The following is a 12896-nucleotide window of genomic DNA, read 5'->3' as shown; positions in this document are numbered from 1 at the left end:
TATGTATTTCCTACCAGAAAAATTAGACGATTATGTAGTTGCACATTCTGAAAACGAACCAGAATTACTGCAACAATTAACTCGCGAAACCTATCAGAAAATACTACAACCAATTATGCTTTCCGGTCCATATCAAGGCAGAGTATTAAGTATGATTTCTAAATTAGTAAACCCTAAAACCATTTTAGAATTAGGAACATTTACAGGTTACTCTACACTTTGTTTAGCTGAAGGTTTACAAAAAGATGGCGAAATCCACACCTTAGATATTAACGAGGAATTAGAAGATTTTCAGCGTAAGTATTTTAATAAATCTGAATTTGGTAATCAAATACATCAGCATATTGGAAATGCAATTGAGATTATTCCTAAAATAGATAAAACCTTTGACTTAGTTTTTATTGATGCAGATAAACCTAACTACTCTAATTACTTTCATCTTATTATAGAAAAGCTTAATCCTGGTGGCATTATACTTTCGGATAATGTATTATGGCACGGAAAAGTTGTTGAACCTTTAAAAGATAAAGACAATTCTACCAAAGCGGTTTTAGAATACAATACATTATTAAAGAATGATGATAGAATTGAAACGGTTCTTTTACCAATTAGAGACGGATTAACTATTAGTAGGAAGAAGTAAATTATAGACTATAAAAAAAACCGCTTAAAAAAGCGGTTTAAATTATTATTAGAAAAATTTTACATTTTTCGTCTTACCGAGCCTGAAAACTCTTCTATATCGTCTTTTACTTTATTTATTTCATTCTTTATATCTAAGCCCAAATCAGTATCTATACCATTTTTTTCTGCACTTTTAGTGATTTCGTATTTAATATCATTAGTTGCATTTTTAACTTGCTTAATACCTTTTCCTAATCCACGAGCTATTTCAGGAATTTTATCGGCACCAAAAACCATAACTATAATAAGTATAATTACACCAATTTCTCCGCCGCTAATAAATAATAAGGTTGTTAACTGTATCACGTTACAAATATACTAATTAGTCATTTAACTTTCCCCAAAGCATATCTTTAAGTTCCACAAGACCTTTTTGAGCAACTGAAGACATGAATAAATAAGGTACTGGCATTTCGTTATCTAATTCTATTTTTAATTCTGCTTCTAACTCATCATCCAACATATCACATTTAGAAATAGCAACAATACGTTCTTTGTCTAACATTTCTGGATTATAGCGGCGCAATTCATCTAACAAAATATCGTACTGCTTTTTAATATCTGGCGCATCTGCTGGAATTAAAAATAACAATATTGAATTACGTTCTATATGACGCAAAAAGTAATAACCTAATCCTTTTCCTTCTGCTGCACCTTCAATAATACCAGGAATATCTGCCATTACAAAAGACTGGTAATCACGATATTCTACAATTCCTAAATTTGGTTTAAGTGTTGTAAACTCGTAATCTGCAATTTTAGGTTTTGCTGAAGTTAATACCGATAATAAAGTCGATTTTCCTGCATTAGGAAATCCAACTAAACCAACATCTGCTAATAACTTTAATTCTAAAGTAATATACTTTTCTTCTAACGGAATTCCAGGTTGTGCGTAACGTGGCGTTTGATTTGTTGAACTCTTAAAGTGCCAATTTCCTCTTCCTCCTTTTCCACCTTCAGCAGCAATAAATTCTTCGCCAACATCTGTAATTTCGTGAATAATTTGATTAGTTTCTGTATCTCTAATTACAGTTCCTAATGGTACATCTAAATATATATCTTCTCCATCTGCACCAGTACTTCTACCACTACTTCCGTGAGATCCATGACCTGCACGAACATGTCGCTTAAATTTTAGAGGTAAAAGCGTCCAAAGATTAGAGTTTCCTCTTAAAATAACATGACCACCACGACCGCCATCTCCACCATCTGGACCACCTTTTGATATGTACTTTTCTCTATGCAAATGCGTAGATCCTTTTCCTCCATTTCCAGAAGAAACATACATTTTTACGTAGTCTACAAAATTCCCTTCAGTCATAATTAAGTTAAAAAGTTAACTGTTATAAGTTTAAAGTCTCCACTTTTATTTTAGATAAACTTATAGCTTATCAATTACCGCGCTAATACGTTCAGTAATATCTGCTATACTACCAACACCATTTACACCATAATATTTATCTTGTTCAGAATAAAAATCTTTTAAGATTGATGTTTCTGCATAGTATACTTTAATCCTGTTACGAATTACATCTTCGTTAGCATCGTCTTTTCTTCCGCTTGTTTTTCCGCGTTCTAATAAACGTTCTACCAAAACTTCATCTTCTACCTCTAATGCAATCATAGCATTAATTTGAGAATCTTTTTTAGTCATTAATTTATCTAAAGCATCTGCTTGCGCACTAGTTCTTGGAAAACCATCAAATATAAACCCTTTAGCATCGCTATTTTTTTCAACCTCAGCCTCAAGCATATCAATAGTAACTTCATCTGGAACTAACTGACCTTTATCTATAAAAGATTTTGCTAGTGTTCCAAGTGCAGTTTCATTCTTAATGTTATATCTAAATACATCTCCTGTAGAAATATGTACTAAGTTGTATTTTTCTTTTAAAAATTCGGCTTGCGTACCTTTACCTGCTCCTGGAGGACCAAATAAGACTAAATTCGTCATGTGTTTTGTATTTTTAATTTGATAAACTTCCGGTAAATCTCTTCCTAATCCATTATAGTCTAAACCGTAGCCTACAATAAACTCATTAGAAATATTTATGCCAGAGTAGTGAATTTTAAAATCTTTTTTATAAGCTTCTGGTTTAAAAAACAATGAAGCTATAATTAATTGCTTTACATTTTCGTTTTTAAAAATACGATGTACTTCGTTTAAAGTATTTCCTGAATCAATTATATCCTCAAGAATCACTACAGTTCTACCGCTTAAATCTTGAGTTAAACCAATTAAACGTTGTATGTCCTCTGTAGATTTAACACCTTCATAGGACGCTAATTTTATAAAAGTAACCTCGCAAGGTTTTGGATATTTTTTCACAAAATCGCTAACAAACATAAACGAGCCATTAAGAATCCCTATAAAAACAGGGACCTCATCACCTAAATCTTCTGCTATATCCAAAGCCATTTTTGTTACTGCATCATCAATTTGTTGCGCAGACTTAAAAGGTTTAAAATATAAATCGTCTAATTTAATGGTTTTCATCAGTTTACTTTAAGGCCTCAAAGATAGTTAATTGCTATTTCAAATTCTAAACTTATACGCTATATTTAATAGTCTAATTGCTAAGAAATAGCTATTTTTGTACTTCAAATTTTAGATATGAATTATTTTTCTTCAGACTTTAAATTAGGTATTCTTGGTGGTGGACAATTAGGTAAAATGCTCCTTTATAATACAAGGAAATTTGATATAACTACTCACGTTTTAGATCCAAGTGATGATGCGCCAAGTAAATTAGCCTGTAACCTATTTACTAAAGGTGACTTAATGAATTATGATGATGTTTATAATTTTGGAAAACAAATAGATGTTTTAACTATTGAAATTGAAAACGTAAATCTTGATGCGCTAGAGCAATTAGAAAAAGAAGGGAAAAAAGTTTATCCGAGTTCTAAAACACTACGCAAAATTCAGAATAAAGCCACTCAGAAACTATTTTATGTAGATAATAATTTACCAACTGCTCCTTTTTCTCGTTTTGCTTATTTAAGCGAAGTTAAAGACGCCATCTCTAACGAAGCTCTCGAATTTCCTTTTGTATGGAAAAGTGCTCAGTTTGGTTATGATGGTAATGGTGTTCAAATTGTTAGAAAAATTGAAGACCTACAAGACTTACCAAAAGGAGAATGTATTACAGAAGAATTAGTTCCATTTAAGAATGAATTAGCTGTAATTGTTTCAAGAAATCCATCTGGAGAAGTAAAAACATATCCAGTAGTTGAAATGGAATTTCATCCAGAAGCTAACCAAGTAGAATATGTAATTTGTCCTGCAAGAGTTTCTAACGATATTCTAAAAAAAGCACAAAATGTAGCTATTAAAACTAGTGAAGCTTACAATCATGTTGGTTTATTAGCTGTTGAATTATTTTTAACACAAGACGATGAAATTTTAATAAACGAAGTTGCTCCAAGACCTCATAATTCTGGACATCAAACCATAGAGGCAAGTTACACTTGCCAGTTTGAACAGCATATTCGTTCTATTTTAGATTTACCACTAGGAAACACAGACAATAAAGCTGCTGGAGTTATGGTGAATTTAGTAGGCAAAGAAGGACATACAGGAAATGTAGTTTATAAAAACATAGAAAATATTATGTCCTTAGATGGTGTTACACCACATATTTATGGAAAAAAACAAACCAGACCTTTTCGTAAAATGGGACATGTTACCATTGTAAATGCAGATATTGATAAAGCTAGAGAAATAGCACAAGAAGTAAAACAGAGTATAGAAGTTATTTCTATATAACTAAAAAACACAACAAATTATGAGTAAAGTAGCCATAGTAATGGGAAGTAATAGCGATATGCCAGTTATGCAAGACGCTATAGATATTTTAAACGGATTTGATATAGAGATTGAAGTTGATATTGTGTCGGCTCACAGAACTCCAGAAAAATTATTCGATTTTAGTATGAATGCTCACAAACGTGGTATTTCTGTAATAATTGCTGGTGCTGGTGGTGCTGCACATTTACCTGGAATGGTTGCTTCTATGTCTCCTTTACCAATTATTGGAGTTCCTGTAAAAAGCAGCAATTCTATAGATGGTTGGGATTCTATTTTGTCTATTTTACAAATGCCTGGTGGCGTTCCTGTTGCAACTGTTGCTTTAAATGGTGCAAAAAACGCAGGTATTTTAGCAGCTCAAATTATTGGATCTGCAGATAAATGTGTATTAGATAAAATGGTAGCGTATAAAGAAGGTTTAAAAATGAAAGTTGAAGAAGCTGCAAAAAGCATAAAACAATAAAACCAAGCAAATTTACTGTAATACCACTTGACAAAAACACCTTGATTTAATTATGAGCATTCTAACATCACCCTTTAATACACCATATAATTCAGCGCCTTTTAATTCTATAAAGAACGAAGACTACAAACCTGCAATTATTACACTTATTGAAGAAGCTCGCAAAGAAATAAGCGCTATTACTTCTAATCCTGATGCGCCAACTTTTGAAAACACTATTGAAGCCTTAGAGTTTTCTGGTCAGCAATTAGATCGTGTTACTAGTGTGTTTTTTAACTTGAATTCTGCTGAAACTAACGAGGATATTCAAAAAATAGCTCAAGAAGTTTCGCCGTTATTAACAGAATTTGGAAATGATATTACACTAAATGAAACCTTATTTAAACGTGTAAAATCGGTTTATGATGTTAAAGAAAGCCTAGGATTAAATACAGAACAAACCACTTTATTAGACAAAAAATATAAAGGTTTCTCTAGAAATGGAGCAAATTTAAATGAAACCGACAAATCTAAACTTAGAGAAATAGATAAAGAATTAGCAACTTTAAAATTGAAGTTTGGCGAAAATCTTTTAGCCGAAACTAATAAATTTCAACATATAATTACAAACGAAGCAGAACTTAACGGTTTACCTGAAGGCACTAAAGAAGCGGCTAAACAATTAGCAGAAAGCAAAAATTTAGAAGGTTGGCTATTCACTTTAGATTACCCAAGCTACATTCCGGTTATGACGTATAGTGCCAACCGAGAATTACGTAAAACAATGAGTTTAGCTGCTGGAAGTAAATCTTTTAAAGGCGACAATTTAGATAATCAAGAGAATGTTTTAAAGATTGCCAATCTACGTCAACAACGCGCTAACTTATTAGGATATAATACACATGCTAATTTTGTTTTAGAAGAACGAATGGCTAAAAACCCTGAAACGGTTAAAACGTTTTTAAAAGAATTATTAGATAAAGCAAAACCTGCAGCAATTAAAGAATTTGAAGAGCTAAAGGCATTTGCTAAAGACTTAGATGATTTAGATGATTTTCAAAAATGGGATTCTGGTTATTATTCTGAAAAATTAAAACAAAAGTTATTTAGTTTAGATGACGAAAAACTAAAACCTTACTTTAAATTAGAAAACGTAATTGATGGTGTTTTTACTATAGCCAACAAATTATTCAATTTAGAATTTAACGAAATCGATGTAGTAGACAAATACCACGAAGATGTTTTAACTTACGAAGTAACAAATACCAAAGGCGAATTCATAGCCTTATTCTATGCAGATTTCTTCCCAAGAGCTGGAAAAAGAAATGGCGCTTGGATGACAAGCTACAAACCACAGTTTGTAAAAGACAACGAAGAGGAAAGACCACACGTTTCTATTGTGTGTAATTTCACAAAACCTACAAAAACGAAACCTTCTTTATTAACGTTTAACGAAGTCACTACTTTATTTCACGAATTTGGTCACGCATTACACGGAATGTTAGCAGAAACAACATATCCGAGTCTATCTGGAACAAGTGTTTTTTGGGATTTTGTAGAGCTACCAAGTCAGGTTTTAGAAAACTGGTGTTTCGAGAAAGAAGCTTTAGAATTGTTTGCTAAACATTACGAAACAGGAGAAACTATTCCAATGGAATTAGTTCAAAAAATAAAAGAAAGCGCAACCTTTCATGAAGGCATGCAAACGTTACGTCAAATTAGTTTTGGTCTTTTAGACATGTCTTGGCACGGATCAGACAATACTGTAAGTATTAAAAATGTAAAAGATTTTGAATCTAAAGCTTTTGCAAATACAAACCTTTACCCAGAAGTTAAAGAAAATTGTATGAGTACTGCTTTTTCACATATTTTTCAAGGTGGATACAGTTCTGGTTACTACAGTTACAAATGGGCAGAAGTTTTAGATGCAGATGCTTTTGAGTATTTTAAAGAAGAAGGCATTTTTAGTAAAGACGTTGCCACAAAATTTAAAGACAATGTATTAAGTCAAGGTGGAACAGAAAACCCAATGGCACTTTACAAACGTTTTAGAGGTCAAGAACCTAAACCAGAAGCGTTGTTGCGTAGAGCTGGATTGATTAAGTAAAACCAAATTTTAAAGACCGTAATATATTTTCGGTCTTTCTTTTAAAACAAACTTTCAATAATTACTGAAAGTTTAAAATATTTCATATATTTGCTTTATGCAATACAAGGAAGCGAAGGATAAATTTATAAATACTTGGGGAAGCCTAGGTTCTTTATGGGGAATTAACAAAGCTATGGCACAAATACAAGCGTTGCTTTTTATAACACCGAAACCATTATCTATGGAGGATATCATGGTAGAATTAAAAATTTCTCGTGGTAATACTAGTATGAATTTACGTCAACTTATAGATTGGGGAATTGTTAGTAAAGAATTGGTTGCTGGCGAACGTAAAGAGTATTTTACTACTGAAAAAGACGTTCAAGAATTAGCAAGAGTAATTGCTAAAGAGCGAAGCAGACGTGAAATTAAACCTGTAATAAAAGTATTAAAAGATGTTTCTAGCATTGAAGACAACTCGCCAGAAGCAAAAGAATTAATTAAACAGACAAAAGCTTTACACGAATTAACAGAAACAGCAGACGAAATGATTAACAAGTTAGTTAATCAAAAGCAAAACTGGATTACTAAATCTTTAGTAAAACTATTTACTTAAAAAAATTTAAACACAAGTTTCAGTATTTCCTGAAACTTTAAAAAAATAATTATGCTATCATTTATAAAAAAACATCTTTATTTAATTATTACTTTATCTATAATTGGACTTGTCGCTTTTTGGTTCGTGTTAATTGATGACGGGAATTATGGCACTACTCTATTCTTTACAATCCCGGGAAGCATATCTTTTTTAATTGGATATCTAAAGAAGTATGAAGGCTTGAAAAACTCTAGGATAAAAAAAGGGTTAATAGGTTTCTTTAAAATCAATTTAATCATTTTATTACTATCTGGAGTTCTAATAGCTATAGGATTAGAAGGAGCTATTTGCATACTAATGGCGTATCCTTTTTTGGTTTTACCGATGACTGCATCATACTTACTAGGTTTGTTTATTGGTAACGCAGATAAAAATATAAAACGTAATGCACTAATTATTTTGATGGTAATAAACCCAAGCACTTATATATTTGATAGTTACACAAATCCTATAAAAGAAGAAATCACTTCAGAATTAATTATAAACACTTCAAAAGAGAATATATGGAAAAGTCTTTCTACAAAAATAGGGTTCACAAACAAACCTAATATTTTATTTCAAAAAGGTGTTTCCTATCCAAGGTTTATTGAGTTTAATAACAATAAAGAAGCGCTAAGTTATTTTTGCATAACAAATAATGACACTATAAATTTAAAAATTACAGAATTCAAAAATAATGATCACGTAACTTTTAAACCAGAAAAACAAACAATGCCAATGAAGGAACTTTCTCCTTATAAATCTATTGACGCAGAGCATCTACATAATTACTTCTATGTACATTATGGAAATATAAAATTAGAATCTATAGCCTTTAATAAAACTAAAATTATCGCAAAAACTTCTTACAGTTACAAAATTGCTCCAAAATGGTATTGGAAATTATGGTCAAATTACATAATAGATGAAATGCAAATGCACGTATTAAAATCAATCAAAAATGAACACATTAACTAAGCCACTATTAATAGATTATTTTAATTCTTTAAGTATGTCTTATTCAGTTAATGAATTTGCTTCTTTTTATTTAACTAATTATATGAGAAGAAAGTTGATTAATAAAATTAACAACTTTAACGGAAAAAGTGTTTTAGATTTAATGAGTGGTAGAGGTGAAAATCTAAAATATATAAATAATAAGAGCACAAAAGTTACAACAATAGATTTTTCTTATAAAATGAATATTGCTGCAAAACTTAAACAAAATAATACAAACTTATTACAAATAGAGGATGACTTTTTTAATACAAATTGCAAACCTAAATCTTTTGACATTATAGTTTGTTCGTTTGGAATAAAGACTATTAACAATAATAACTTAAAAGAATTTTCACAAAAACTAAATAGACTTATAAAGCCTAACGGAGAAATCCTCTTTTTGGAAATGGTAAAACCAAGAAACCGATTCAATTACAAATTCATTAAATTTTATTTAGACATCTTATTACCTAAATTGTTTGGAAATAAATTTAAACTTCTATTTCCTTATTTAAACAACCACATAAGTATGACTCCTTTAAAAACTAATATGATTAATGAAAATCTAAATATTATAGAACATAAAAGATATTTTGATTTTTTTGAAATAATTCATGCGAAAAAGGAAATTGTAATATAATAACAATCATTTACGAATCTATATCTACTTGTGAAAAATAAATTCCTGGAAATACGATTTACTTTTCTATTAAAGTAATCCTAACTTAAAAAATTAATATTCTAAATACAGCTATTCTTTTTATAATTAATAATTACTTACATTTACTCTTGAAAAAAGAAAACTATTAATGCCAAACCACGAAATCAATCCTAATAGTTGGGTAAAGCTTTACAGTGATTATCTTTATAATTACACAATTACTCGTGTAAATAACCATGAAATTGCTCAAGATTTAATTTCGGAAACCTTTATGGCTGGATTAAAATCTATGAAAAATTTTAAAGGAGAAGCAAGCGAACGCACGTGGCTTATTTCTATTTTAAAACGAAAAATTATAGACCATTACCGAAAAATAAATTCTAATAAAGGTAAAGCTGAAATTAGAGTTAATTTTAGTAATTCCGAAGATTCTGAAGGTGATTGGCTTGAAGAACGAGTTTCTGACCCTTTTGATGGCAATGCAGAATCTGCCATGGAAAACGCAGAACTAGGAAATGCTATCCAGAATTGTTTAGGAAAACTACCTGCAAAACAAGCTTCTATTTTTGAAATGAAAACCATTTTAAATTACGATACAGAAACCATTTGTAATGAATTAGGAATTACATCGTCTAATCTATGGGTTATTATCCACAGAGCTAGAACAGCTATGGCTGGTTGCTTAGAAAAAAATTGGTTTTAATTATGAAAAAATTATTTCTCCCTTGCGAAGAAGCTAATCACGTTTGCGATAAAAGTCAGTACAAAGAATCTTCTTTTTCAGAAATGATAAAGCTTAATTTACATTTATTATATTGTAAAGCATGCAGAAAATATAGTAGTAGAAATGCTAAACTAACAGCTATATTAAAAAGAGAAAAGCCTATTACAATGGAACAAGGCATAAAAAATACGCTACAAAAACAAATAGAAAATCAGTTAAAAAACCAGTAACAGAATTAACCAAATTACCGGTATCGCTTCTACAAAAAAACTACTATAATATTTCCCTTGTTTTTCTGACGAACACCTCAACAAAACAAACAGTATTAATCCAACAACAAACAAAGCTATTTGATTAGAAACAGCTGTTTCGTCTTTAAAAAACTCAATCAAAAAGAAAATAACTAAAAGAACAGTTCCAAAAAACTTTGTGTTCTTTATTCCTATAACCTGAGGCAATGTTTTTAGGTCTGGTAAATCATATTTCAAATCTCTTATTTCAAAAGGCAACATTAAAATTATTACCAATAAAAAATACTGAATAAACGTTAACCATACATCTAAATCTACAATTACATTATTTTGTATTATAGGCAAAAACAAAGCAACACTACTCCACACTATAGCAATTACAAAAATTTTAATTCTAGGGAAAGTTCTTAACGTCTTTTCAGATTTAAAAGGAAACACATATAGTAAAGTAATAAGTCCAAAAATAATTAAAAACAACACTAGTTTGATTTGTATTTTCAGAGCATAATTAATTAACAACAATCCCGAAAAAAAAGACACAAAAAGCACCAATTTAAGTTTTAAATTGAATTTAAAACGTTGTCTTTTTAACACAGGATAAAATTTCACAAAATTATAACCTAAAATCGTCCCGTAAAAAGCAATATATAGACTGTTTTCGTCGTAGGATAAATCAAATAATGTTAAGGTTATAAAAGTTAAAGCATAAACAGACAATGCAACGTGAATACTTGCTTCTAAATAAAAATTAAAGATTCTTTTTAACCAAACCATTAAACAAAAGTACACAACTTGTTAATAAAGTAATCATTTGTTTAAAAACTTTAAGTCGTAACTTAAAATTAACTATTTGTTTTCATTATTTTTGCAAAAAATTTAACTCATTTTCAAGATGAATACAAACGATTTTTCAATCAGACATATTGGTCCTAGACAAGCAGACCAAAATGCGATGTTAAAAACTATTGGTGTTGACACTTTAAATCAATTAATTTTTGAAACTATTCCAGACAACATTAAACTTCAAAAGGAATTGGATTTAGAAGCGCCATTAAGCGAATTCGAATATTCAACTCACATTAATGAGTTATCAAAACTAAATAAAACATACAAAACCTATATTGGTCTAGGATATAATCCTTCTATTTTACCCGCAGTTATTCAACGTAACATTTTAGAAAACCCAGGTTGGTATACAGCTTATACGCCTTACCAAGCAGAAATTGCTCAAGGACGTTTAGAAGCTTTATTAAACTTCCAGACAATGGTAACGGATTTAACCGGAATGGAATTAGCAAATGCATCTCTTTTAGATGAAAGTACTGCAGCTGCAGAAGCTATGAGTCTTTTATTTTCTGTTAGAGAAAGGGCTCAGAAAAAAGCAGGTATTAATAAATTCTTTGTTTCTGAAGCTATACTACCCCAAACACTATCTTTATTACAAACACGTTCTACGCCAATTGGTATAGAATTAGTCATTGGAAATGAAGCGGATTTTGATTTCTCATCAGAGTTTTTTGGTGCAATTTTACAGTACCCAGGAAAAAATGGACAAATAACCGACATCAAATCATTTATAGAAAAAGCTACAGCAGCAGATATTAAAGTTGCAGTTGCAGCAGATATTTTAAGTTTAGTAAAATTAGAAGCTCCAGGTAAATTTGGTGCATCTGTAGTTGTTGGAACAACACAACGTTTTGGAATACCAATGGGTTATGGTGGACCACACGCAGCATACTTTGCTACTAAAGAAGCGTACAAACGTGATATTCCAGGTCGTATTATTGGTGTTACCAAAGACAAAAATGGAAATCGCGCTTTACGTATGGCGTTACAAACTCGTGAGCAACATATTAAACGTGATAAAGCAACCTCTAACATTTGTACAGCACAAGTATTATTAGCTGTTATGGCTGGAATGTATGCTGTTTACCATGGTCCAAAAGGTTTAGAATATATTGCAAACCAAGTTCATAATAGTGCAGTAACACTAGCAAATAGTTTATCTAAATTAGGATTTACACAAAAAAATACATCTTTCTTCGATACTATTCAGGTTGAAGCTAATGCATCAACTGTTAAATCTATTGCAGAGAAAAACGAAGTAAATTTCTTTTATCCAAATGAAAACACAGTAACCGTTTCTATAAACGAAACAACTTCTATTTCAGATATAAATCAAATGATTGCCATTTTTGCTGAAGCGGCAAACAAAGAAATATTTACTATTTCCTCAATTGAAGCAACAGATAATATTCAGGAAGATTTAAAACGTACTTCAGAATTTTTAGCTTTAGATGTTTTTAACTTACATCATTCTGAAACTGAATTGATGCGTTACATAAAAACATTAGAACGTAAAGATTTAGCATTAAATCATTCTATGATTTCTTTAGGTTCTTGCACAATGAAATTAAATGCAGCATCAGAAATGCTACCTTTAAGTTCTCCTAACTGGGGAAATATTCACCCATTTGCTCCTCAAAATCAAGCACAAGGTTATTTAACTATGTTGCATAAGTTAGAGGATCAACTTACCAAAATTACAGGTTTTGCAGGAACTTCTTTACAACCAAATTCTGGCGCACAAGGAGAATA

At 30.5% G+C, this 12896-nt stretch carries 13 protein-coding genes and 1 pseudogene; 10 read left to right on the top strand and 4 right to left on the bottom strand.

What is annotated here, in order from left to right; all coding sequences use genetic code 11:
* The first annotated feature begins 1 nt into the window (after nt 1).
* Nucleotides 2-643 carry an O-methyltransferase gene (locus ACFDSN_RS02360; protein WP_375238221.1) on the top strand — a complete coding sequence of 214 codons (642 nt, stop codon included), beginning with the start codon at nt 2-4 and terminating at the stop codon, nt 641-643.
* Between the two features lie 59 nt (nt 644-702).
* Here the strand turns inward: ACFDSN_RS02360 and ACFDSN_RS02355 are convergent, their stop codons facing one another.
* The 3 genes from ACFDSN_RS02355 to ACFDSN_RS02345 are packed head-to-tail and all read right to left on the bottom strand — an operon-like array spanning nt 703 to nt 3181.
* Nucleotides 703-990, bottom strand: coding sequence for a twin-arginine translocase TatA/TatE family subunit (locus tag ACFDSN_RS02355; protein WP_375238220.1), 288 nt, complete (start codon nt 988-990; stop codon nt 703-705).
* Nucleotides 991-1006: 16 nt separating this feature from the next.
* Nucleotides 1007-2005: a GTPase ObgE gene (obgE, locus tag ACFDSN_RS02350; protein WP_375238219.1), complete on the bottom strand. Its 999-nt coding sequence runs from the start codon at nt 2003-2005 to the stop codon at nt 1007-1009.
* Between the two features lie 60 nt (nt 2006-2065).
* Nucleotides 2066-3181: an adenylate kinase gene (locus ACFDSN_RS02345; protein WP_375238218.1), complete on the bottom strand. Its 1116-nt coding sequence runs from the start codon at nt 3179-3181 to the stop codon at nt 2066-2068.
* Nucleotides 3182-3298: 117 nt separating this feature from the next.
* Here ACFDSN_RS02345 and ACFDSN_RS02340 point away from each other — a divergent pair, with 117 nt between their 5' ends.
* From ACFDSN_RS02340 to ACFDSN_RS02305, 8 genes are all read left to right on the top strand, one after another.
* Complete coding sequence (locus ACFDSN_RS02340) at nt 3299-4453, top strand: 5-(carboxyamino)imidazole ribonucleotide synthase (RefSeq protein ID WP_375238217.1); 1155 nt, start codon at nt 3299-3301, stop codon at nt 4451-4453.
* Between the two features lie 19 nt (nt 4454-4472).
* The gene (gene purE / locus ACFDSN_RS02335; protein ID WP_375238216.1) at nt 4473-4958 is read left to right on the top strand and encodes a 5-(carboxyamino)imidazole ribonucleotide mutase; all 486 of its coding nucleotides are present in this window, start codon (nt 4473-4475) and stop codon (nt 4956-4958) included.
* 52 nt (nt 4959-5010) lie between these two features.
* A complete protein-coding gene (locus tag ACFDSN_RS02330) occupies nt 5011-7044 on the top strand; it encodes a M3 family metallopeptidase (RefSeq protein ID WP_375238215.1) in 2034 nt (677 codons plus the stop codon).
* Between the two features lie 97 nt (nt 7045-7141).
* Complete coding sequence (locus tag ACFDSN_RS02325; protein WP_375238214.1) at nt 7142-7642, top strand: GbsR/MarR family transcriptional regulator; 501 nt, start codon at nt 7142-7144, stop codon at nt 7640-7642.
* Nucleotides 7643-7693: 51 nt separating this feature from the next.
* The gene (locus tag ACFDSN_RS02320) at nt 7694-8641 is read left to right on the top strand and encodes a hypothetical protein (protein WP_375238213.1); all 948 of its coding nucleotides are present in this window, start codon (nt 7694-7696) and stop codon (nt 8639-8641) included.
* Nucleotides 8625-9302: a class I SAM-dependent methyltransferase gene (locus ACFDSN_RS02315; protein ID WP_375238212.1), complete on the top strand. Its 678-nt coding sequence runs from the start codon at nt 8625-8627 to the stop codon at nt 9300-9302. Before ACFDSN_RS02320 ends, ACFDSN_RS02315 begins: the two co-directional genes overlap by 17 nt.
* A gap of 169 nt (nt 9303-9471) precedes the next feature.
* Entirely contained in the window at nt 9472-10026 is a 555-nt protein-coding gene (locus ACFDSN_RS02310; RefSeq protein ID WP_375238211.1) for a sigma-70 family RNA polymerase sigma factor, read from the top strand.
* Nucleotides 10027-10028: 2 nt separating this feature from the next.
* On the top strand, nt 10029-10277 hold the full coding sequence (locus ACFDSN_RS02305) for a glycine dehydrogenase (RefSeq protein WP_375238210.1): 249 nt from the start codon (nt 10029-10031) through the stop codon (nt 10275-10277).
* On the opposite strand, the gene ACFDSN_RS02300 is transcribed toward ACFDSN_RS02305, so the two are convergent.
* The gene (locus ACFDSN_RS02300) at nt 10263-11072 is read right to left on the bottom strand and encodes a hypothetical protein (protein ID WP_375238209.1); all 810 of its coding nucleotides are present in this window, start codon (nt 11070-11072) and stop codon (nt 10263-10265) included. The two genes, ACFDSN_RS02305 and ACFDSN_RS02300, sit on opposite strands and share 15 nt — an antisense overlap.
* A gap of 118 nt (nt 11073-11190) precedes the next feature.
* Between ACFDSN_RS02300 and ACFDSN_RS02295 the strand changes: the two are divergent.
* Nucleotides 11191-12896: pseudogene (locus ACFDSN_RS02295) on the top strand (glycine dehydrogenase (aminomethyl-transferring)); the annotation flags it as partial.

Source organism: Aurantibacter sp., assembly GCF_042094015.1.
Lineage (GTDB): Bacteria > Bacteroidota > Bacteroidia > Flavobacteriales > Flavobacteriaceae > Aurantibacter.
This window is presented reverse-complemented; position numbering and strand designations above follow the sequence as displayed.

Excerpts from the sequence above, each read along its gene's own strand:
- ACFDSN_RS02360 (WP_375238221.1), top strand. The coding sequence starts at position 2 with ATGTATTTCCTACCAGAAAAATTAGACGATTATGTAGTTGCACATTCT.
- obgE (WP_375238219.1), bottom strand. The coding sequence starts at position 2,005 with ATGACTGAAGGGAATTTTGTAGACTACGTAAAAATGTATGTTTCTTCT.
- ACFDSN_RS02345 (WP_375238218.1), bottom strand. The coding sequence starts at position 3,181 with ATGAAAACCATTAAATTAGACGATTTATATTTTAAACCTTTTAAGTCT.
- ACFDSN_RS02340 (WP_375238217.1), top strand. The coding sequence starts at position 3,299 with ATGAATTATTTTTCTTCAGACTTTAAATTAGGTATTCTTGGTGGTGGA.
- purE (WP_375238216.1), top strand. The coding sequence starts at position 4,473 with ATGAGTAAAGTAGCCATAGTAATGGGAAGTAATAGCGATATGCCAGTT.
- ACFDSN_RS02330 (WP_375238215.1), top strand. The coding sequence starts at position 5,011 with ATGAGCATTCTAACATCACCCTTTAATACACCATATAATTCAGCGCCT.
- ACFDSN_RS02325 (WP_375238214.1), top strand. The coding sequence starts at position 7,142 with ATGCAATACAAGGAAGCGAAGGATAAATTTATAAATACTTGGGGAAGC.
- ACFDSN_RS02320 (WP_375238213.1), top strand. The coding sequence starts at position 7,694 with ATGCTATCATTTATAAAAAAACATCTTTATTTAATTATTACTTTATCT.
- ACFDSN_RS02315 (WP_375238212.1), top strand. The coding sequence starts at position 8,625 with ATGAACACATTAACTAAGCCACTATTAATAGATTATTTTAATTCTTTA.
- ACFDSN_RS02310 (WP_375238211.1), top strand. The coding sequence starts at position 9,472 with ATGCCAAACCACGAAATCAATCCTAATAGTTGGGTAAAGCTTTACAGT.
- ACFDSN_RS02305 (WP_375238210.1), top strand. The coding sequence starts at position 10,029 with ATGAAAAAATTATTTCTCCCTTGCGAAGAAGCTAATCACGTTTGCGAT.
- ACFDSN_RS02300 (WP_375238209.1), bottom strand. The coding sequence starts at position 11,072 with ATGGTTTGGTTAAAAAGAATCTTTAATTTTTATTTAGAAGCAAGTATT.